The sequence below is a fragment of the Amycolatopsis sp. NPDC023774 genome, assembly GCF_040639695.1.
In the GTDB taxonomy this organism is placed as follows: Bacteria; Actinomycetota; Actinomycetes; order Mycobacteriales; family Pseudonocardiaceae; genus Amycolatopsis.
The window spans coordinates 1-19,357 of the sequence record NZ_JBFAAJ010000016.1 but is presented as its reverse complement, the minus strand read 5'-3'; the positions used below and the strand labels follow the sequence as shown (position 1 = coordinate 19,357).

20 protein-coding genes and 1 pseudogene are annotated in these 19,357 nt (G+C 69.9%); 14 read left to right on the top strand and 7 right to left on the bottom strand.

Features of this window, described 5'->3' with window-relative positions; genetic code table 11:
- Nucleotide 1: 1 nt before the first annotated feature.
- From AB0F91_RS28115 to hypB, 10 genes are all read left to right on the top strand, one after another.
- Nucleotides 2-568 (top strand): NifU family protein, encoded by a 567-nt coding sequence (locus AB0F91_RS28115; protein WP_360602130.1) that lies wholly within the window; start codon nucleotides 2-4, stop codon nucleotides 566-568.
- Nucleotides 565-1,182, top strand: a complete 618-nt coding sequence (locus tag AB0F91_RS28110) for a DUF5947 family protein (RefSeq protein ID WP_360602128.1) — start codon at nucleotides 565-567, stop codon at nucleotides 1,180-1,182. The genes AB0F91_RS28115 and AB0F91_RS28110 overlap by 4 nt, the downstream gene beginning before the upstream one ends.
- Entirely contained in the window at nucleotides 1,175-1,813 is a 639-nt protein-coding gene (locus AB0F91_RS28105) for a DUF6084 family protein (RefSeq protein WP_360602126.1), read from the top strand. The genes AB0F91_RS28110 and AB0F91_RS28105 overlap by 8 nt, the downstream gene beginning before the upstream one ends.
- Nucleotides 1,810-3,132, top strand: coding sequence for a hypothetical protein (locus AB0F91_RS28100; RefSeq protein WP_360602124.1), 1,323 nt, complete (start codon nucleotides 1,810-1,812; stop codon nucleotides 3,130-3,132). Before AB0F91_RS28105 ends, AB0F91_RS28100 begins: the two co-directional genes overlap by 4 nt.
- The gene (locus AB0F91_RS28095; protein WP_360602122.1) at nucleotides 3,129-3,629 is read left to right on the top strand and encodes a hydrogenase maturation protease; all 501 of its coding nucleotides are present in this window, start codon (nucleotides 3,129-3,131) and stop codon (nucleotides 3,627-3,629) included. Before AB0F91_RS28100 ends, AB0F91_RS28095 begins: the two co-directional genes overlap by 4 nt.
- 112 nt (nucleotides 3,630-3,741) lie before the next feature.
- Entirely contained in the window at nucleotides 3,742-4,014 is a 273-nt protein-coding gene (hypC, locus tag AB0F91_RS28090; protein WP_360602120.1) for a HypC/HybG/HupF family hydrogenase formation chaperone, read from the top strand.
- Between the two features lie 8 nt (nucleotides 4,015-4,022).
- Nucleotides 4,023-5,150, top strand: a complete 1,128-nt coding sequence (hypD, locus tag AB0F91_RS28085; RefSeq protein ID WP_360602118.1) for a hydrogenase formation protein HypD — start codon at nucleotides 4,023-4,025, stop codon at nucleotides 5,148-5,150.
- The gene (hypE, locus tag AB0F91_RS28080; RefSeq protein WP_360602116.1) at nucleotides 5,147-6,223 is read left to right on the top strand and encodes a hydrogenase expression/formation protein HypE; all 1,077 of its coding nucleotides are present in this window, start codon (nucleotides 5,147-5,149) and stop codon (nucleotides 6,221-6,223) included. The genes hypD and hypE overlap by 4 nt, the downstream gene beginning before the upstream one ends.
- A complete protein-coding gene (locus AB0F91_RS28075; protein WP_360602114.1) occupies nucleotides 6,223-6,552 on the top strand; it encodes a hydrogenase maturation nickel metallochaperone HypA in 330 nt (109 codons plus the stop codon). Before hypE ends, AB0F91_RS28075 begins: the two co-directional genes overlap by 1 nt.
- Nucleotides 6,553-6,637: 85 nt before the next feature.
- Nucleotides 6,638-7,282 (top strand): hydrogenase nickel incorporation protein HypB, encoded by a 645-nt coding sequence (gene hypB / locus AB0F91_RS28070; protein WP_360602112.1) that lies wholly within the window; start codon nucleotides 6,638-6,640, stop codon nucleotides 7,280-7,282.
- On the opposite strand, the gene hypF is transcribed toward hypB, so the two are convergent.
- Together hypF and AB0F91_RS28060 are read right to left on the bottom strand one after the other, a co-directional pair.
- A complete protein-coding gene (gene hypF, locus AB0F91_RS28065) occupies nucleotides 7,212-9,464 on the bottom strand; it encodes a carbamoyltransferase HypF (protein WP_360602110.1) in 2,253 nt (750 codons plus the stop codon). The two genes, hypB and hypF, sit on opposite strands and share 71 nt — an antisense overlap.
- 4 nt (nucleotides 9,465-9,468) lie before the next feature.
- Nucleotides 9,469-10,329 carry a helix-turn-helix domain-containing protein gene (locus AB0F91_RS28060; RefSeq protein WP_360602108.1) on the bottom strand — a complete coding sequence of 287 codons (861 nt, stop codon included), beginning with the start codon at nucleotides 10,327-10,329 and terminating at the stop codon, nucleotides 9,469-9,471.
- Nucleotides 10,330-10,550: 221 nt separating this feature from the next.
- On the opposite strand from AB0F91_RS28060, the gene AB0F91_RS28055 reads away from it, so the two are divergent.
- The 4 genes from AB0F91_RS28055 to AB0F91_RS28040 all read left to right on the top strand — a co-directional run bounded on the left by AB0F91_RS28055 (nucleotide 10,551) and on the right by AB0F91_RS28040 (nucleotide 13,393).
- Complete coding sequence (locus AB0F91_RS28055; protein WP_360602106.1) at nucleotides 10,551-11,561, top strand: carbon-nitrogen hydrolase family protein; 1,011 nt, start codon at nucleotides 10,551-10,553, stop codon at nucleotides 11,559-11,561.
- A 151-nt stretch (nucleotides 11,562-11,712) separates the two neighbouring features.
- The gene (tsaA, locus tag AB0F91_RS28050) at nucleotides 11,713-12,120 is read left to right on the top strand and encodes a tRNA (N6-threonylcarbamoyladenosine(37)-N6)-methyltransferase TrmO (RefSeq protein ID WP_360602105.1); all 408 of its coding nucleotides are present in this window, start codon (nucleotides 11,713-11,715) and stop codon (nucleotides 12,118-12,120) included.
- 74 nt (nucleotides 12,121-12,194) lie between these two features.
- Nucleotides 12,195-12,731: a sigma-70 family RNA polymerase sigma factor gene (locus AB0F91_RS28045; RefSeq protein ID WP_360602103.1), complete on the top strand. Its 537-nt coding sequence runs from the start codon at nucleotides 12,195-12,197 to the stop codon at nucleotides 12,729-12,731.
- Nucleotides 12,728-13,393: a hypothetical protein gene (locus tag AB0F91_RS28040; RefSeq protein WP_360602101.1), complete on the top strand. Its 666-nt coding sequence runs from the start codon at nucleotides 12,728-12,730 to the stop codon at nucleotides 13,391-13,393. Before AB0F91_RS28045 ends, AB0F91_RS28040 begins: the two co-directional genes overlap by 4 nt.
- A gap of 231 nt (nucleotides 13,394-13,624) precedes the next feature.
- On the opposite strand, the pseudogene AB0F91_RS28035 reads toward AB0F91_RS28040, so the two are convergent.
- The 5 genes and pseudogenes from AB0F91_RS28035 to tkt all read right to left on the bottom strand — a co-directional run.
- A pseudogene (locus tag AB0F91_RS28035) lies at nucleotides 13,625-13,760 on the bottom strand (acyl-CoA dehydrogenase); the annotation flags it as partial.
- 187 nt (nucleotides 13,761-13,947) lie between these two features.
- Nucleotides 13,948-15,330 carry an ATP-dependent 6-phosphofructokinase gene (locus tag AB0F91_RS28030; RefSeq protein ID WP_360602099.1) on the bottom strand — a complete coding sequence of 461 codons (1,383 nt, stop codon included), beginning with the start codon at nucleotides 15,328-15,330 and terminating at the stop codon, nucleotides 13,948-13,950.
- 33 nt (nucleotides 15,331-15,363) lie between these two features.
- Nucleotides 15,364-16,332, bottom strand: coding sequence for a class II fructose-bisphosphatase (gene glpX / locus AB0F91_RS28025; protein ID WP_360602097.1), 969 nt, complete (start codon nucleotides 16,330-16,332; stop codon nucleotides 15,364-15,366).
- 61 nt (nucleotides 16,333-16,393) lie between these two features.
- The gene (gene hxlB, locus AB0F91_RS28020) at nucleotides 16,394-16,981 is read right to left on the bottom strand and encodes a 6-phospho-3-hexuloisomerase (protein ID WP_360602095.1); all 588 of its coding nucleotides are present in this window, start codon (nucleotides 16,979-16,981) and stop codon (nucleotides 16,394-16,396) included.
- Nucleotides 16,982-17,018: 37 nt separating this feature from the next.
- Nucleotides 17,019-19,148, bottom strand: a complete 2,130-nt coding sequence (gene tkt / locus AB0F91_RS28015) for a transketolase (protein WP_360602094.1) — start codon at nucleotides 19,146-19,148, stop codon at nucleotides 17,019-17,021.
- Nucleotides 19,149-19,357: the final 209 nt, after the last annotated feature.

Sequence of the window (19,357 nt, the reverse complement as noted above, 5' to 3'; positions counted from 1 at the left end):
CATGACGGACCGCGACATCGGCCAGGTAGGCGAACGCATCGAGCAGCTCCTCGGTGAGCTCGCGGCGGAGGCGGGCAGCACCGTGGCGGACAAGGCTGAGGACCTCGTCCACACGCTGCTCGAGTTCTACGGCGCCGGCCTGACGACGATCGTGTCCGTCCTGCGAGAGGACGTCGCCGGCGAGGTGCTGCTGGAGCGCCTCGCCGGCGACGTCCACGTGCGGGGGCTGCTGGTGCTCCACGGCCTGCACCCCAAGTCCGCTTTGGACCGCGTGTCGGAGGCGCTCGACGAGGTGCGGCCCTACCTGGGTTCGCATTCCGGCGACGTCGACATCATCGGTATCGACGCCGAAGGCGTGCTCCGGCTGCAGCTGCAGGGCACGTGCGACGGCTGCCCGTCCTCGACCGTCACGGCGAAAATGGCCATCGAACGCGTGGTGCGCGAGGCCGCACCGGAGCTCACCGACGTGGTGGTGGCCGGGGTGGTGCCCGAGCCGACCGGGCCGGGCGGACGTCCACTGCTGCCACTCGAGACGATCGAGTGCCCGGTCCCCCTGGAGCAGGCATGACGGGCGGTCTGCGCAAGTTCCTGAAGCCGGCCGAGCGGCCGGCGCCGGGCGAACGGTGCGAGCTGTGCACCGAGCCGGTCGGCGTGGGCCACGGGCACGTGATCGACCTCGAATCGCGCACCATCATGTGTACCTGCCGGGGCTGCTACCTGCTGTTCACGCACACCGGCGCCGGCGGCCAGCGCCACCGCGCCGTGCCGACGCGCTACCGGCACACCGCGCACTTCCCGGCCGGCGCCACGCTGTGGGAAACGGCCGGGATCCCCGTGCGGATGGCGTTCCTGTTCTACAACTCGGTGCAGGAGCGCGCGGTCGCGTTCTACCCGAGCCCCGCCGGCGCCACCGAGTCGCTGCTGCCGCTGGACATGTGGACGGAGCTGCTGCAGGAGCAGCCCGAGTTCGCCACGGTCGCCCCCGACGTGGAGGCGGTGCTGATCAACAAGCACGACGTCGGCTTCGAGGCGTTCCTCGTGCCCATTGACGTGTGTTACGAGCTCGTCGGCCTCGTCCGCCTGCACTGGCGCGGCTTCGACGGTGGCGCCGAAGCGCACGAAGCCATCGACCGCTTCTTCGCCGACCTTCGCGCCCGCGGAGAGGTCGCCGCGGATGGCTGAGCTGACCTTCGACTGCGTGGACGTGCGCCCGGTGAAGTACGCGGCGTCGCCGACGCTCGCGTTCAGCATGAAGATCACCGAGCTCACCGCCCAGCCGATCCACGCGCTGGTGCTCCGGGTGCAGCTGCGGATCGAACCGCAGCGGCGCCGCTACAGCAGCGGTGAGTCGGAGTTGCTCACGAACCTGTTCGGCGACCCTTCACGCTGGGGCGAGACGCTGCGGCCGTTCCAGTTCGCGACCGTGGCGGTGATGGTGCCGAGCTTCACGCGCACCACGGAGTTCCAGCTCGAAGTGCCCTGTACGTACGACCTGGAAGTGGCTGCCGGCAAGTACTTCCACGCGCTCGTCGACGGCGTGGTCCCGCTCGTGCTGCTGTTCAGCGGCACGGTGTTCGCGAAGGGCGGCCCGGGGTTCTGGGTCGAGCCCGTGCCGTGGCACACCGAAGCGGAGTGCCGGATGCCGATCGCCGCGTGGGACGACCTGATGAACCAGTACTTCCCCAACGTCGCGTGGCTGAAGCTGCACCGCGAGACCGTCGACGCGCTGCTGCGGTACAAGTCGCGCCACGCGATCCCGACGTGGGACGCGGCGATGGAGCACCTGCTGTCGAACGCGGGTGATGGCCCGTGACCAGCGTGTTCGACCAGGCCCGCGCCATCGGCGACGCCGTGCTGTACGAGGGGTACCTGCTCTACCCGTACCGCGCGTCGGCGCGGAAGAACCGCGTGCGCTGGCAGTGGGGTGTGCTGATGCCGCCAACGTATGCGTCGGAGGAGCGCGGCGAGTACGCGACTTCGCGCACGGAGTGCCTGCTGGAGCCGCGCAAGCACACCTCGGTGCACCTGACGCTGCGGTTCCTGCAGGCGCAGGAACGCCTGGTGCACGACGGCCACGGGTTCGTCGACTCCGTGACCGTGGCCGGCAAGGACTACACGGCGTGGGACGAAGCCGTGGAGCACGAGCTGAACTTCGTGATCCCCGTGGCCGAGCTGCTCGCGCAGCCGGTGGAACTGCCATTCTCAGTTCCACCGGCCGAAACGCGCGAGTGCGTGGGCGAGCACTGCACGCTCGTGCGCCGCTCCGGCGAGCTGACCGGCGCGCTCACGGCTCGCCTCGACGCGCTCGACGGCCCCTTCGGCGGCACGCGGCTGCGACTGGACCTGCGCAACACGAATACGTGGCCGTCAGATGGCGTCCGCGAATCGGCGCTGCACAGGGCGTTGCTCGCCGCGCACGTGATCCTGGCGGTGGACTCGGGCCACTTCCTCTCGATGCTCGACCCGCCCGAGTGGGCGAAGCCGGCCGTCGAGGCGTGTGTCAACGAGCGCGTGTGGCCGGTGCTGATCGGCGGGTCGTCGCGAAGCGGGGTGATGCTGGCGTCCCCCATCATCCTCTACGACGACCCGTCGATCGCGCCCGAAAGCCCTGGTGAGCTCTTCGACGGCACGGAGATCGACGAAATCCTGACGCTGCGCACGATGGCGCTCACCGACGAGGAGAAACGCGAGGCCCGCGCCACGGATCCCCGGGCGGCGGCGCTGGTGGACCGCGTGGACGACCTACCGCAGGAGCTGCTCGACCGGCTGCACGGGACAGTGCGGTACCTGCGTTCGGCGACCGGCGAGGAAACCGATCTGCCCGCGCACCCCGAGGTGCCCTGGTGGGACCCCGGAGCCGACGCGTCCGTCTCCCCGGAGACCGACGCCGTCGTGGTCGCCGGCGTCCGCGTGTCCGCGGGCTCGCGCGTGCGGCTGCACCCGAACCTGCGGGGCGCCGACGCGCAGGACATGTTCCTCAGCGGCCGCGTGGCCACCGTGCGCGCGGTGCTGTCCGATGTGGACGGAACCACGCACGTGGCCGTGACGCTCGACGACGACCCGGGCGCCGACCTGCAGAATGCCCACGGCCGCTTCCGCTATTTCTCCCCTGACGAGCTGGAGCCGACATGAGACCGCAGGTGCTGGTGGCGGGGATCGGCAACATCTTCCTCGGCGACGACGGCTTCGGCGTCGAAGTGCTCAAGCAGCTCGAACACGAAGAGCTGCCGGAGTGGGTGCAGATCGCCGACTACGGCGTCTCCGGCCTGCACCTGGCCTACGACCTGCTCGGCGGCTACGACACCACGATCCTGCTCGACGCGACGCCGCACGGGGTCGAGCCGGGCACGTTGTCGCTGATCGAGGCCGACGTCGACGCGATGGCCGCGGCGCCCGTGATCGACGCCCACGGCATGCAGCCCGAAGCCGTGTTCCGCCTGCTGCGACTGCTCGGCGGCGACGCGGGGCGCGTGCTCATCGTGGGCTGCGAGCCGAAGTCGGTCCAGTCCGGGATCGGGCTCAGCAAGGAGGTCGCGGCCGCCGTGCCCGCGGCCGTGCAAGCGGTGAAGGAACTGACGTGGGGCACCACCCCACGGCTCCCCGAAGACACCCTCAAGACGGAGGTCTGACCATGCTCAAGCGGTTGCTGCTGGTAATCGTGCTCGTCGGTGTGGTGGCGTGGATCGCCATGCAGGTGAAACCGGACGTGCAGCGTTACGTCGACATGAGCCGGAAATAGCCGTGTGCCTCGGCATCCCGGGCGAGATCATCGAGATCAGCGAGGAACGTCCGGACCTCGCGAAAGTCTCGGTGTGCGGGGTGAAGCGGGCCATCAACATCGGCCTGCTCGCCGACGACCCACCCGAGCCCGGTGAGTGGATCCTCATCCACGTCGGGTTCGCACTGTCCAAAATAGACGAGGAGGAGGCCGCCACGGCGCTGGAGTTCCTGGAGAGCATCGGGAAGGCGTACGAGGACGAGATGGCCGCCTTGCTCGAGTCCAGAATCGATTAGGAGCGCCCATGCGGTTCGTCGACGAGTTCCGGGACGCGGACAAGGCGCGGGCGCTGTCCGCCAAGATCACCGCGCTGTGCGAGCCCGGCAGGCACTACAAGTTCATGGAGGTGTGCGGGGGTCACACGCACACGATCTACAAGCACGGCCTCGAGGACTACCTGCCGGAGAACGTCGAGCTCGTGCACGGCCCTGGCTGCCCGGTGTGCGTGATCCCGATGGGCCGCATCGACGACGCGATCAGCATCGCGCGCCGGCCCGGGGTGCTGATGACCTCGTTCGGCGACATGATGCGCGTACCGGGTTCGGGTGGGAACTTCTTCGATTCCAACGCCGAGGGCACCAACATCAGGATGGTGTACTCGCCGCTCGACTCCCTGAAGATCGCCCGGCAGAACCCCGACCTGCAGGTGGTCTTCATGGCCATCGGGTTCGAGACGACCACGCCGTCGACCGCGATGACGCTGCTGCGCGCGGCCGACGAGGGCATCGGAAACTTCTCGATCTTCGCCAACCACGTGACGATCGTGCCCGCCATCAAGGCGATCCTCGACTCGCCCGACCTGCGGCTCGACGGGTTCCTCGGCCCGGGCCACGTGTCGACGGTGATCGGCTGCCGGCCGTACGAGTTCATCGCGCGCGACTACGGCAAGCCCGTGGTCGTGGCCGGGTTCGAGCCGCTGGACATCCTGCAGTCCATCTACCTGCTGATGGTGCAACTGTCCGAAGGCCGTGCCGAGGTGGAGAACCAGTACTCGCGCGTGGTGCCGTGGGACGGCAACCTCGTGGCGCTCAAGGTGATCAACGAGGTGATGGAGCTGCGGCCGTACTTCGAGTGGCGCGGTCTCGGGTTCATCTCGCACTCGGCGATGCGCGTGCGCGAGAAGTACGCGGCGTTCGACGCCGAGCGCCTCTTCGACGTGCCGGGCGTGCGGGTGGCGGATCCCAAAGCGTGCCAGTGCGGCGAGGTGCTCAAGGGCGTGCTGAAACCGTGGGAGTGCAAGGTGTTCGGCACGGCGTGCACGCCGGAGACGCCGATCGGGACGTGCATGGTCTCGCCCGAGGGCGCCTGCGCGGCGTACTACAACTTCGGCCGGTTCAGCCGCAAGCGTGTGCGGGAGGCGAGCCACGCATGACGACCACGGAACGCGAGCAGCAGGTGCTCGACCGCATCGAACGCGCCCGGCGGCGGCGCGCGAAGGTGCGCGAGGAGCGCATCACCCTGTCCCACGGCTCGGGTGGCAAAGCGACGCACACGCTGATCGAGGCGGTGTTCCTCGACGCGTTCCGCAACCCGCTGCTGGAGCCGATGGAGGACGCCGCCGCGCTCGCCATCGGCGGAGCGCAGCTGGCGCTGACCACGGACTCGTTCGTGGTGTCGCCGCTGTTCTTCCCCGGCGGCGACATCGGCGACCTGGCCGTGAACGGCACGGTCAACGACCTCGCCGTGTCCGGCTCGCGGCCGCTGTACCTCACGGCCGGGTTCATCCTCGAAGAAGGGTTCCCGGTCGAGAACCTGCTGAAGATCGTCGACTCGATGAAGGCGGCGGCGCTCGCGGCCGACGTGCAGATCGTCACCGGGGACACGAAGGTCGTGCAGCGCGGCAAGGGCGACGGCGTGTACATCAACACGGCTGGCATCGGCGTCTCGATCCGCTCGGGGCTGGGAGTCTCGTCGGTGCGGCCGGGCGACGCGGTGCTGGTGTCGGGACCGATCGGCGACCACGGCGTCACGATCATGCTGGCGCGCGGCGAGCTGGACATCGATGCGGACATCGAGTCCGACACCGCGCCCGTGCACGGCCTGGTGGCGGGGCTGCTCGCCGCCGTGCCCGGCGTGCGCGCGATGCGCGACGCGACCCGCGGCGGCGTGGCGACGATCCTCAACGAGGTCGCGGCCGGCGCGCAGGTTTCGGTGATCGTCGACGAGAACGCCGTGCCGGTGCGTGACGAGGTGCGCGGCGCGTCGGAGCTGCTCGGCATCGACCCGCTGTACGTGGCGTGCGAGGGCCGGATCGTGACGTTCGTCGACGGCGCGCAGGTCGACGACGCGTTGGCGGCGCTTCGGTCGCACCCGCTCGGCGCCGAGGCGGCGGTGATCGGCCGCGTCGCCGACGACCCGCCGGGCCTGGTGCTGCTGAACACGGCGTTCGGCGGCACGCGGATCGTCGACATGCTGGTGGGCGACCCGCTGCCGAGGATCTGCTAGTGCACGAGATGTCGATCACGCAGAGCGTCGTGGACGCGATCGTGTCGCGGCTGGGGTCTCAGGCCGTGCGCAGCGTGCGGCTGGAGATCGGGCGGCTGTCCGGCGTCGTGCCAGACAGCGTGCGGTTCTGCTTCGACGTGGTGTGTGCGGGGACGTCGTTGCAGGGCGCCGAGCTGGAGATCGACGAGCCGCCCGGGCGGGCCGCGTGCCGTGACTGCGGGGCGGAGTTCGGGATCGACGACCCGATCCTGCTGTGCGTGTGCGGCAGCGCGAACGTCGAGGTGCTGGCGGGGCGGCAGCTGCGCATCAAGTCCGTGGAGGTGGTTTGAGGTGTGTGCGACATGTGGTTGTTCGGATGACGCGGCGGTCCATTCCCACGCCGATGATCATTCGCACGCGGAGGGTTCTCACACGGTGGTGCTGGAGCAGGACGTGCTGGCCAAGAACGAACACCTGGCCGGTCACAACCGGTCGCGGCTTGCCGAACTGGGGGTCTTCGCGGTCAACCTGATGAGCTCACCTGGCGCGGGCAAGACGACGTTGCTGGAACAGACGGTGCGCGCGCTGGGTGCTTCGGTGCCGCTCGCGGTCGTCGAAGGCGATCAGGAAACGCTGCTGGACGCCGATCGCATCAAGGCGTCGGGCGCGCCGGTCGTGCAGATCAACACCGGAGCCGGCTGCCACCTCGACGCGACGATGCTGTCGCGCGCGCTCGACACATTGGCGCCGGCGCGTGGTTCCGTGCTGTTCGTGGAGAACGTCGGGAACCTCGTGTGCCCCGCGTTGTTCGACCTCGGCGAGGCGGCGCGCGTGGTGATCATGTCCGTGACGGAGGGGCCGGGGAAACCGCTGAAGTACCCGCACATGTTCGCGTCGACGGATCTGGTGCTGCTCAACAAGATCGACCTGCTGCCGTACGTGGGGTTCTCGGTCCCGGAGTTCCTGCACGACCTGCGGCACGTCAACCCGGACGCGCGCGTGGTGGAGATCAGCGCAACCCGGGGTGACGGCCTGGACGAGTGGTACGGCTGGCTGCGACAGCGACCTGACCGAGGCTGATGCCACCGTCGTTGGTCGGCACGCGGGAGTGGGTGAGGACGCGGAAGCCGTGGTGTTCCAAGGACGCCACGGTCCTTTCCAGGAGCAGCAGGTTCTGGAACACGCCGCCGGACAGGGCGACGGTCGTGAGCGCTGTCGTGTCGCGCAGGCGGGTGCAGGTTTCGGCGATGGCTTCGGCGACGCCGTTGTGGAAGCGGGCGGCGACGACCGGGCGCCCAGTGCCGTGGTCGAGGTCCTCGACCACGGCTCGGAGCAGGTCCACACCGGACACTTCCTGCGACGTCTGCCCACAGTGGTAAGCGGCGCGTTCTGCCGGGTCGGCGAGTTGTTCGAGCTCGACGGCAGCTTGGCCTTCGTAGTTGACTTCGTCGCGGACGCCGAGCACGGCGGCGACGGCGTCGAACAGCCGACCGGCGCTGGACGTGAGCGGGGAAGCCAGGCCGGTGCGGGCGAGGTGGAGGACGTCGTCCCACTGGTCGTCGTGGCGGGCGCGGAGTGCGGTCGCCTGGATGTTCGCGGCGTCGAGGTAGGCGGCGGCCATGCGCCAGGGCTGCCGGATGGCCGTGGTGCCGCCGGGCAGCCGGATGGGCGCGAAGTGCGCCAGGCGTTCGAACCCGGCGAGGTCGGCTTTCAGGAACTCGCCGCCCCAGAGGGTGCCGTCGGTGCCGTAACCGGTGCCGTCGAACGCGACGCCGAGAACGGGGCCGGCTTCGCCGTTGTCGGCGAGGCAGGAGGCGATGTGTGCGTGGTGGTGCTGGACGCCGACGAGCTCGACGTCTTCGAGGTCCAGCGCGTGTTTCGTCGACAGGTACTCGGGGTGCAGGTCGTGGGCGACGACCGTCGGCGTGACGTCGAACAGCTCGCGGAAGTGCGCGATGCCGGTCTCGTAGGCCTTGAACGTCTCGTAGTTGTCGAGGTCACCGATGTGGTGGGAGAGGAACGCGTGGGTGTCCTTGGCCAGGCAGAACGTGTTCTTCAGTTCCGCGCCGCAGCCGAGGACGTGCTCGGTGAACCTTGAGCGCAGCGTCACGGGCTCCGGCACGTAACCACGCGAACGGCGCTGCAGCTGCACCCGGTCGCGCCACACCCGCACCACGGAGTCGTCGGTCCGGGTGTGGATGGCCCGGTCGTGCGTGAGGAACGCGTCGGCGATCCCGGAGAGCCTCGCGAAGGCGTCTTCGTCGCGGTAGACGATGGGTTCGTCGGACACGTTCGCGCTGGTCAGCACGATCGGCCGACCGAGATCGCCGAGCAGCAGGTGGTGCAGCGGCGTGTACGGCAGCATGACGCCAATGCGCCGGTTGCCGGGCGCCACCGAGGGTGCGAGCGGTCCGTCCGCGACGCGTGGGAGCAGCACGATCGGCCGCCGGTGCCCGGTCAGCACGGCCGCGGCGACGTCGTCGACCTCCGCGATCGCCCGCGCCGCCGCGAGATCGGGGACCATCACGGCGAACGGCTTGTCCTCGCGGTGTTTCCTGCTGCGCAGCGCGGCCACGGCCGTTTCGTTCGCCGCGTCGGCGGCGAGGTGGTAACCGCCGAGTCCCTTCACCGCGACGACGGCGCCCGCTTCCAGCGCGTCCACAGTGGACTTGATCGGCTCCCCGCCACCCGAGAACACCAGCCGTGGCCCGCAAACCGGACAGCACACCGGCTGCGCGTGGAACCGCCGGTCGCCCGGGTCTTCGTACTCCTGCTTGCATTCCGCGCACAGCACGAACTCGGCCATGGTCGTCAGCGGCCGGTCGTACGGCACGCCGCGCACGATCGTGAACCGCGGCCCGCAGTTGGTGCAGTTGACGAACGGGTACCGGTACCGCCGATCACCCGGGTCCCACAGCTCTACCAAGCAGTCCACGCAGGTCGCGCTGTCCGCGGACACCAACGTCGCCGCCGCGCCGCCGGCCGGACTCGCCACGATCGCGAACCCCCGCTCCCCCGTGACCGGCACGCAGGTCACGCGCACATCCTCGACCACCGCCAACGGCGGCGCTTCGGCCCGCAGCGCCGCCACGAAGGCGTTCAGGTCGTCCGAAGCGCCCTCGACCTCGACGAAGACCCCGCGGCTGTCGTTGCCGACGAAGCCGGCGAGCCCGAACCGCCGCGCGAGCCCGTGGACGAAGGGCCGGAACCCCACGCCCTGCACCACCCCGTCGACCCGCACCGCGAAGCGCCCGAGCGCCATCGGCTCAGTCTGCGCCGACCCGGCCGGGAGCGGAAGCGATGCGCCACTCCCGTGGGGAAACCCCGTAGGCGGCCTTGAACGAACAGCTGAAGTGCGCCGCGTCGGAGAAGCCCCAGCGGTGGGCGATCGCGGCGACCGTCGCGCTCGTGCGGCCCAGGTCACGGCGCGATTCGGCCAGCCGCTGCTGCTGGATCCAGCGCACGACGGACACGCCGTCGGCCGAGAAGAGCTTGTGCAGGTAGCGCACGGAAATCCGGTGCGCGGCCGCGATCGTCGCCGGCGACAGGCCGGGCTCGCCGAGGTGGTCGGCGATGAAGGCGCGGATCCGCAGCAGGAGCGTCGGCTCGGGCGTTTCGGCGCCGTCGAGGACCAGCGATTCGAGCAGGTTCAACGCCGACGCGGCCAGCCGTTCGCCCGCCGGGCCTTCGGCCGCGCTGAGGCGCGCCAGGAACGGCGAGGCGAGCGCGGGCACGCCGGCGGCGGGGCGCAGCGTGGTGGCCGTGACGCGGTGCAGGTCCGCGTCGGCGACGCCGAGGAACCGGCGCGGCACCATGAAGACCTTCATCTCGAACTCACCGGGGAACCACAGCTCGTACGGGCGCGCGGCGTCGTAGAACACCAGGTCACCGGGACGGATCACGGCGCGGCGGCCGTCCTGCGTGACCGCGCCGGGGCCGAGCGTCTGCAAACCGAGGAGCACGAACTCGTCGCCCGCCTCCGCCACGAGCCGCGGAGTCCGGCGGACGCGCTGGCGGCGGCATGCACGGTGGAGAGCTGGAGGCGGCCGAGGCGGTCGTTGGCGACGGAGCCGGAGAACGCTTCGACGTCGGGAGTGGCGACGTTCAGCGGCACGAACGAACGGCACACGATCTCGTGCCAGAAGCCCACGCGTTCGGCCTCCGGCTGCGTGTCAGTTGTCAGCACCATGCTCATCGCACCACCACCTGAGCAGCAAGTATGCGCAGATCCGGGCGCGACACACCAGCCGTGCGCTCTCCGTCAACCCCCGGTGCGCTGTGAGGCAAGCCACTGGGTTCGGGTGCTCCTACCTTCGGCCGAACAGGCAGGCGAAGGGAAGGACAGCGCGTGATCACCTACTCGGGCTCTTTCAAGGCAGCGGCCGTGCAGGCGGAGGCGGTGTGGCTGGACGCCGACGCGACCATCGACAAGTCGATCGCGCTCATGGCCGAGGCCTCGCGCAACGGTGCCGGTTTGATCGCCTTCCCGGAGACGTTCGTGCCGGGGTACCCGTGGTGGCTGTGGCTCGACTCGCCCGCGTGGGGCATGCAGTTCGTGGGCCGCTACCACGAGAACTCGATCAGCCTCGACAGCCCGCGCTTCCAGCGCCTGCTCGACGGCGCGAAGCAGCACGGGATCAACGTGGTGATGGGCTTTTCCGAGCAGTCGGGCGGCAGCCTGTACATGGCGCAGGCGACGATCTCCGCGGAAGGCGAGCTGGTCGGCGCCCGCCGGAAGCTGAAGCCGACGTTCGTGGAGCGCACGGTGTACGGCGAGGGCGACGGCTCCGACCTGGTGGTGCACGACGTCGCCGGCATCGGCCGTGTCGGCGCGCTGTGCTGCTGGGAGCACCTGCAACCGCTGACGAAGTACGCGATGTACGGCATGGACGAGCAGGTGCACGTGGCTTCGTGGCCGAGCTTCTCCGTCTACAAGGGAGCGGCGTACGCGCTCGGGGCGGAGGTGAACACGTCGGCTTCGCGCATGTACGCGGTGGAGGGGCAGTGTTTCGTGATCGCTCCGTGCGCACTCGTGGGCGACGCCGGGACGGAGCTGTTCTGCGACACCCCGATGAAGGAGCAGCTCCTGCAGCGCGGCGGCGGGTTCGCGCGGATCTTCGGCCCGGACGGCAGCCCGCTCGCCGAGCCGCTGGCGGCGGACGAGGAAGGAATTCTGTACGCCGACATCGATCTTTCGGCGATCCCGCTCGCGAAGGCGGCGGCGGACCCGGTCGGGCACTACTCGCGGCCCGACGTGACGCGGCTGCTGCTGAACCGCACCCCGCGTCGTCCGGTGGAGGAAACGCGGCCGGCGCCTGAGCAGATCGAAGAGCTCCCGGCCGAGCCGGCGGCTGTCTGACCGTTTTCGATCCCCGGCGATGGCACGTTCATCCCCTGTCACCCCTGGGTCCCCAAGGTTGTCCACAGCCGTTCGGGTGTTGTGGACAACCTTGGTCCATTTCGGCTTCGGGGCCGGAGGTTGTCGGATGGCGGCGGTAGCTTCTGCAGGCATGACCCCGTTCGAGCTCCAGCCCATCGCCCACGTCGAATCCTCGTTGACGGACCTCGACGGGGCGCCGAAACAACCGGATGAAGGTGCGCCTTCGGCGTGGCTGGTGTTTTCGCCGTCGTTTGCCGAAGGCTTGCGTGATGTGAGGGCCGGTCAGCAGGTGCTCGTGTTCACCTGGCTGCACCTGGCCGACCGCTCGGTGCTGTCCGTGCGCCCGCGCAGCGATCCGACGCGCGCGATGGCCGGGGTGTTCAGCACGCGCTCGCCCGCGCGGCCGAACCCCATCGGGCTGCACCGCGTGGAGATCGTCGAGGTCGACGGGTTGCGCGTGCTCGTCTCGCACCTCGAAGCGGTCGACGGCACCCCCGTGGTCGACGTCAAGCCCGTGCGTTCGCCGGAGGACGGGTAGAAATCTTCGCGATCGGTGAACCGCCCCCAGGCCGGCGTCCGTTTTCAAAGCATCGGACGAGAGGGTGGTGACGGATGACCGGGATGCGAGCCCGCCGGCAGGTGGCCGACGAGGCACTCGTGCGGACGTTGTTCGCCGAACACGGCAAGGCGATGCTCGCCTACGCCACGCGGCTGCTCGGCGACCGCGCGGCGGCGGAGGACGTGGTGCAGGAAGCGCTGGTCCGCGCGTGGCGCAATCCGGACAGCCTGGTCAACACCAAGGGTTCCGTGCGGGCGTGGCTGCTCACGGTGGTGCGCAACCTCGTCGTCGACAAGGTCCGGGCGCGCGCCGCCCGGCCCACGGAGGTCGCCGAGTCGCCGACGACCGTGCCGGTCGCACGTGACCACTCGTCGGCGGTGGTCGACTCGATCGTGGTGCGCGACGCGCTCGACGGCCTGTCGCCCGAACACCGCGAGGTGCTGGAGCAGGTGTACCTGCGTGGCCACACGGTGCCGGAAGCGGCGGCGCACCTGGGCATTCCGGCGGGCACGGTGAAGTCCCGCTCGCACCGCGCCCTGCTCCTGTTGCGCGAATCGTTCGGGGGCCGGCAGCCGGCGGGTGCCGCGTGACCCACGACCCCCTCGACCCCACCCACGCGATGACCTGCGAGCACTGCCGGAAGGAGGTGGAATCAGTGCGCGAGATGCAGGAGTTCCTCGAGGCGATCCCGCCCGAGCTGCTCCTCGACGGCCCACCCGACGACGCGGACCTGCTGCTGCAACGCACGTTGCGGCAGGTGCGTTCCGAAGCGTCGGGCGCGCGCCGGCGCGGCAGAACGCTGGCCGCCACGGCCGCCGTGGCCGTGGCGGCCGCCGCCCTCGGTCTCGGCGCGCTGCTCGGTCACACCGCCACCGCGCCGCCCCTGCTCCCGGCCGCCGCCCCCGACCCGGACCTGGCCGTCGCGCCGGGGCCCGACCCCGTGCTGCTCACCGGCTCCGCCGGCCCCACCCACCTCTCCGCCGCCGTCACCCCGGCCCACGGCTGGGTCCGCGTGGAAGCCCACGTCCGCGGTCTCCCGGACGGCACCCAGTGCCGCCTGGTCGTCCTCGGCAAGGACGGCACCCGCCAACTCACGGGCGGCTGGCAGTTCTCGGCTTCGGCCACGGACGAGGAGGCCGAGCTGTACGGCTCCGCGAGCATGCCCGCCTCGGAAGTCGCCGCGGTGACCCTGGAAGACATGTCGGGCCACGAGTTCGTCCGGACGGGGGGTCAGCCAGGATCGGCTGGGTGACCGCTCGTCTTGGCCGGGGTGCCAGGACGACGGCACTGGTCGGTCAGCGGAGCGGACCTTGCCAGGGCGTCATCAGGCTGCCTGCGTGCTTGGCGACCGGAGGCACCCGCGCCGCAGACAACCGCACTGCCGCACCAGTGGGCAGCGCCTGCCGGTGGGTAAGGCCTGCCGGTGGGCAGGACCCCGCCGGTGGACAGGGCCCTGCCAGTGAGCAGTGCCGCACCACGGGCAGCCCCCATTGGTCAGCCACGCCTTCGCGCCACCGATCACACACCCAGTGCCGTCACGACGAGCGCGGGTCTTGATCACCACCACATCCGAACCCCGGCTCCGACATCGAAACCGCACCCCGCACCTCACCCGCCGCCCAGGCCCATCTCCGTCATTTGCCTCCACAATCACCGCCGGATACTCATCCGCGTGCTCCAACGCCTGCATGCGGGCCACCTTTGCTCGGGGTGGCCCGCATCGCCGTTCTCGGCGCGGTCATCGGCTGCGCGCTTGCCGGTTGGCGTGGTCAAGCTCGGGCGTTACCGGTGTCCCGCCCCGAAGGGTCAGCAGAACCCCGAGCGCACCCGGGCCCGGTCCGGTGCCGGACCGAACTCGGCCGGCTGACAGGTGGTTTCGAGCACCGACATCCACAGGTCGCCGTCGGGGTCGACCTGGTTGCGGCGGCTGGTCATCAGGGACAGCGGGACGTGCACGAAGCGTCGCCGCCAGCGGGCGACGGCGGCTTCGGTGTGGCCTGCCATGGCGGCGTGCACCGCGGCGTGGGCCAGCCGCAGGCAGTAGACGGCGTCGTAGGCGTTGGCGGCGATGCTGCGGACCGCGTAGCTCGGGTCGATGTAGCGCATGGTGGGGGGAAGGCCGACGGAAAGGAGGTGTGCGGTGATGCGCTCCTTGAGCAGCTCGCCGATGTTGCCGAGTTTGATGTTGCCCGAGGCGTCGGTGCCGCGGCCGTTGAGCTGAGGCAGGTCGTGTTCTTCGAGGAGGTCCTGGCCCGCTCCTTCGGCGAGGACGATGACGACAAAACCTTTGGCTCGCACGCGCTGCTCCACGTGGGCCAACAGGCCGTCCGCTCCCTGGAGGGCAAACGGGACCTCGGGGATCAGAACGATGTCCGCGGCGTTGGCGGACAACGCCGCGTAGCTGGCGATGAAACCCGAGTGCCGGCCCATCAGCTTCACGATGCCGACACCGTTCGGGCTGGCCGCCGCCTCGACGGCGACCGCGGAAATGAAGTCGGTGGCCCGCGCGAACGCGCTTTGGAACCCGAACGACTGATCGGTGAAGGGCAGGTCGTTGTCGATGGTCTTCGGCACCCCGATGACCGCGATGTCCAGGCCACGCGCCCGGATCGCCTTGCTGAGGAACGTCGCCGCGCGCATCCCCCCGTCGCCGCCGATGACGAACATGATGCCGACTCCGCGCAGGACGAGGCTGTCGACCATTTCGTCGGCGTCCTGGCCGCCGCGCGAGCTGCCCAGGATGGTGCCGCCGGCGTTGTGGATGTCGCGAACGCGCTCAGGCGTCAGTTCGACGGTGTCGTAGCGGTGTTGTTCCGTCAGGCCTTGCAGACCGTTGCGGAAACCCAGAATCCGCTTGACCTTGTAGTGCACCGCGAGTTCTTGCACGAGACCGCGGATCACGTTGTTGAGCCCGGGGCACAACCCCCCGCAGGTGACGATGCCGGCGGTCACGCGCCCGGGGTCGAAATAGATCTTTCGCCGGGGGCCGGCGGCTTCGAAACTCGGCACCTCGCCGGGCGGGAGGCTGTGCTCGGCGAGCATGGAAACGGTGTCCTCGAGCAGGACCCGGTCGCCTTCCGCGACGTAGTGCGGAGAAGTCTGCTTGGTGGAGAGCATCTCGGAGAACGGCGAGTCGTAACGGCACTCGCCGAGGCGGCGAACGCTGAGGTCGTCCAGGTGCAACGTCACCGTGTCTCCTTGATCTCGAAGGTCAACGGGTAGTCAGTCGAAGTTGGTGTGTGTCACGTGGCGAACCTGGCCACTGGAAACGAGGAGCGATTCGGTGATGGTTGTCCCGGCACCTTTTCGCGGGCGCCCGACGAGCGGCCCGCCATTCACGCCGGTGGCGACGAAAAACGCGTCGCCGGTGACGAGTTCGTCACACTCGTAAACGCGGTCGAGGGACATGCCGGCCGCGCGGATGGCGTCCGCTTCTTCGGCGCGTTGGGGAGCCAGCCGACCCAGCATCCCGCCGCCCAGCGCCCGGACCGCCGCGGCGGTCAGCACTCCCTCGGGTGTGCCGCCGACGCCGATGAGCAGGTCGACATCGAGCGTCGGCAGGAGCACTGCGAGGCTTCCCCCGACGTCGCCACCCGCCGGTGTCTGCACGGCCGCTCCGGCGCGCACCACCCGCGCGATCAGGTCTTTGTGCCGCGGCTTGTCCATGATGACCACGCGCAGCTCACTGACCTGCTTGCCGAGCGCCTTGGCGACGTTGGCCAAGGTGACCTCGGCGGGATCGTCGAGATCGATGACGTCCTTCGCCGCCGCGGGCACCACGATCTTGTCCATGTAGAACCCGGGCCCGGGTGACCACAGCGTTCCCGGTTCGCCGAACGCGATCGTGGCCAGCGCGCCGGGCAGATCCTTCGCGCAGAACGACGTTCCCTCAAGGGGATCGACGGCGATGTCGAAGTCCGGGCCGCGACCGTTGCCCACGACCTCACCGTTGAACAGCATGGGGGCGTCGTCCTTTTCGCCCTCCCCGATGACCACGGTCCCGCGCCCGGGCGCGTCGGCCAGAGCCGCACGCATGGCTGAGGTCGCGGCCGCGTCGGCGCCTTCCTGGTCGTGCCGGCCCACCCAGGCGTAGCTGGCCACCGCGGCGCGGGAGGTGGCGGCCAGCGCCGCCGCCTCCAACGTGTGGATATCACCGCAAGTCCGCGCTTCGATCTCACTCTGACACTGCATCTGGAACTCCTCTTCTCGTCTGTAGCATCAGGACAGTGAGATCGCGGCACACGCGTTGCGGTCACTCGAGGTTCGCGTGAAGCCGCCACAGTTCGCGGGCCTGGCTCCCGCTGGTCTTCCACAGCGCGTGGAACAACGCGTCGGTCGTGAGCAGCACGGACTGTTCGAACAGACTGCCGGCGTACTGCACCGAGGCACTGCCGTCGAAATCCTGCTTGTCCGCGGCCGGGATGATGAGCACTTCGGTCGCGGTCTTGGCCAGCGGCGACTCCGCCGCCGTGGTCAACGCGATCACGTCCGCGCCCTGGTCACGGGCAGTCTGAGCGGCCCGCACCACGCGCGCCGTCGTCCCCGACCCCGAGGCCGCCACGAGGACGTCGCGCGCCCCGATCGCCGGCGCGGTCACCTCACCGACGACGTGGGTGGGGAGTCCGAGGTGCATGAACCGCATCGCGGCCATCTGCAGGGCGAGGCCGCTGCGCCCGGTGCCGATCGTGAACACGGCCGGAGCCTTGAGCAGCAACGCGCCGGCCCGGATCCAGGACGGGGATTGCACCGCCGCGCTCACCCGGTCGACTTCGCCGATGACGGCACGCGTTGCGTCCACGAACAGGCCGGCGTCAAGCTTCTTCGAAATCGAGTGCGTCACCGAGATCTTCCTCCACAACTCAAGTAGGACAACGAATTCACCGCCGCGCGGCTCGCACGCTCCGCCGGGCTGCTTCGACCACGGCCTCGGTGGTGATGCCGAACTGGCTGAACAGGGTCTTGAAGTCGGCCGAAGCGCCGAAATGCTCCAGCGACACGACTTCTCCCGCGTCGCCGGCGAACCGGTGCCACGGTTGCGCCGTACCCGCTTCGACGACCACCCGCGCGCGCACCGACGGGGGCAGCACCTTGTCCCGGTACGACCGGTCCTGCCGGTCGAACCACTCCACGCACGGCATCGACACGACCCGGGTGGGCACCCCTTCGGCCTCGAGCACCTCCCTGGCCGCCACGGCCAGCTGGACCTCGGACCCAGTACCGACGAGCAGCGCCTCAGGCCGGCCCGAAGACGCCTCGGCGAGGACGTAACCGCCGCGGGCCACCCCCTGGGCGGACGTGCCCTCCAGGGTCGGCAGGTCCTGGCGGCTGAGCGCCAGCCCGGCCGGACCGGCGGTGTCCTCCAGCACGGCTTTCCAGGCGTACGCGGTCTCGTTCGCGTCGGCCGGCCGGACCACCGCCATCCCGGGGATGGCGCGCAGGGACGCCAGTTGTTCGACCGGCTGGTGCGTCGGTCCGTCCTCACCGAGGCCGATCGAATCGTGCGTCCACACGTAGATGACCGGCAGCCGCATCAGCGCGGCCAGGCGCACCGCCGGGCGCATGTAATCGCTGAAGATGAGGAAGGTGCCGCCGTACGGACGGGTCCCGCCGTGCAGCGCGATGCCGTTGAGGATCGAACCCATCGCGTGCTCGCGGATGCCGAAGTGCAGCGTGCGGCCGTAGGGATTCGCCTGCCAGGCGTTGGTGGAGATCTCGACCGGGCCGAAGGAGTCCGCACCCTTGATCGTGGTGTTGTTGCTTTCGGCCAGGTCCGCCGACCCGCCCCAGAGCTCCGGCAGCACCGCGCCGAGCTTGGCCAGCACCGCGGCCGACGCCTTGCGGGTGGCGACCCCCTTGGCGTCGGGCTGCCAGGTGGGCAGATCGTCGGCCCAGCCGGCCGGCAGCGCGCGCCGGCTGATGCGGTCGAGCAGTGCCTTGCGCTCCGGGTTGCTCTTCGCCCAGGCGTCGAACTCGAGCTGCCACTTCTCGTGGTCGGCCCGCCCGCGCTCGGCCACCTCGCGGGTGTGGCGCAGCACGTCGTCGTCGACCTGGAAACTCCGCTTCGGGTCCAGGCCGACGGCGCGCTTGACCGCGGCGAGCTCGTCGGCGCCGAGCGCGGCACCGTGCGCCTTGCCGGTGTTCATCTTGGTCGGGGCCGGGTACCCGATCACGGTGCGCAACACGATCAGGGTCGGGCGGGTGGTCTCGGCCTTGGCCTGCTCGATCGCGGCCAGGAACCCTGCCACGTCCTCACCGCCGTGGACTGTGAGGACGTGCCAGCCGTAGGACTCGTAGCGCTTGGCGGTGTCCTCGGACAACGCGATGCGGGTGTCGTCCTCGATGGAGATCTCGTTGCTGTCGTAGATCACCGTGAGGTTGCCGAGCTGCTGCGTACCGGCCAGCGACGAAGCCTCCGAGGTGACACCCTCCTCGATGTCGCCGTCCGAGGCGATCACGTAGACCTGGTGGTCGAACGGGCTCTTGCCCGGCTCGGCGTCCGGGTCGAACAGGCCACGCTCGCGCCGGGCGGCTATGGCCATCCCGACGGCGTTGGCCAGACCCTGGCCCAGCGGGCCGGTGGTGGTCTCCACTCCCTTGGTGTGCCCGTACTCGGGATGACCCGGGGTCAGCGAACCCCACTTGCGCAAGGCCTTCAGGTCGTCGAGCTCCAGGCCGTAGCCGGAGAGGAACAGCTGGATGTACAGAGTGAGACTCGAATGCCCGGCCGACAGCACGAACCGGTCGCGGCCGAGCCACCGCGCGTCGGCGGGGTCGTGCCGCATGACCCGCTGGAACAGCGCGTAGGCGACGGGCGCGAGACTCATGGCCGTGCCGGGATGCCCGCTCCCGCAGTGCTCGACCGCGTCCGCCGCCAGCACGCGGGCGGTGTCCACCGCGCGCCGATCCAGCTCGGACCAGTTTTCGGGGAGTCGTTTGGTGGTCAAGCGAACAAGCTCTTCAGCCGATTCGATCGCGCGGGAACGGGAGATCGATCCGTTTGCTGCCATGGACGCGCACTCCTGATAATTCTCACTCGGCACATTCAGGCCAAATTCGAAAATGTGATGTCGGGTCTTTTCCGCTGTGTGCCGAGCCGGTGCCCGGCACACAGCGATCGAATTCGGTCAGGCGGTGGCGCGTTTTTTGAGTTCCTTGGCCGCGGCACCCGGGTCGGCGGCGTTGTAGATCGCGCCCCCCGCCACGGCCACCGTCGCAC

What these genes read in the sequence shown, in the direction of transcription:
- AB0F91_RS28115 (WP_360602130.1), top strand. Translation starts at nt 2, where the DNA reads ATGACGGACCGCGACATCGGCCAGGTAGGCGAACGCATCGAGCAGCTC.
- AB0F91_RS28110 (WP_360602128.1), top strand. Translation starts at nt 565, where the DNA reads ATGACGGGCGGTCTGCGCAAGTTCCTGAAGCCGGCCGAGCGGCCGGCG.
- AB0F91_RS28105 (WP_360602126.1), top strand. Translation starts at nt 1,175, where the DNA reads ATGGCTGAGCTGACCTTCGACTGCGTGGACGTGCGCCCGGTGAAGTAC.
- AB0F91_RS28095 (WP_360602122.1), top strand. Translation starts at nt 3,129, where the DNA reads ATGAGACCGCAGGTGCTGGTGGCGGGGATCGGCAACATCTTCCTCGGC.
- hypD (WP_360602118.1), top strand. Translation starts at nt 4,023, where the DNA reads ATGCGGTTCGTCGACGAGTTCCGGGACGCGGACAAGGCGCGGGCGCTG.
- hypE (WP_360602116.1), top strand. Translation starts at nt 5,147, where the DNA reads ATGACGACCACGGAACGCGAGCAGCAGGTGCTCGACCGCATCGAACGC.
- hypF (WP_360602110.1), bottom strand. Translation starts at nt 9,464, where the DNA reads ATGGCGCTCGGGCGCTTCGCGGTGCGGGTCGACGGGGTGGTGCAGGGC.
- tsaA (WP_360602105.1), top strand. Translation starts at nt 11,713, where the DNA reads ATGACCCCGTTCGAGCTCCAGCCCATCGCCCACGTCGAATCCTCGTTG.
- AB0F91_RS28045 (WP_360602103.1), top strand. Translation starts at nt 12,195, where the DNA reads ATGACCGGGATGCGAGCCCGCCGGCAGGTGGCCGACGAGGCACTCGTG.
- glpX (WP_360602097.1), bottom strand. Translation starts at nt 16,332, where the DNA reads ATGCAGTGTCAGAGTGAGATCGAAGCGCGGACTTGCGGTGATATCCAC.
- tkt (WP_360602094.1), bottom strand. Translation starts at nt 19,148, where the DNA reads ATGGCAGCAAACGGATCGATCTCCCGTTCCCGCGCGATCGAATCGGCT.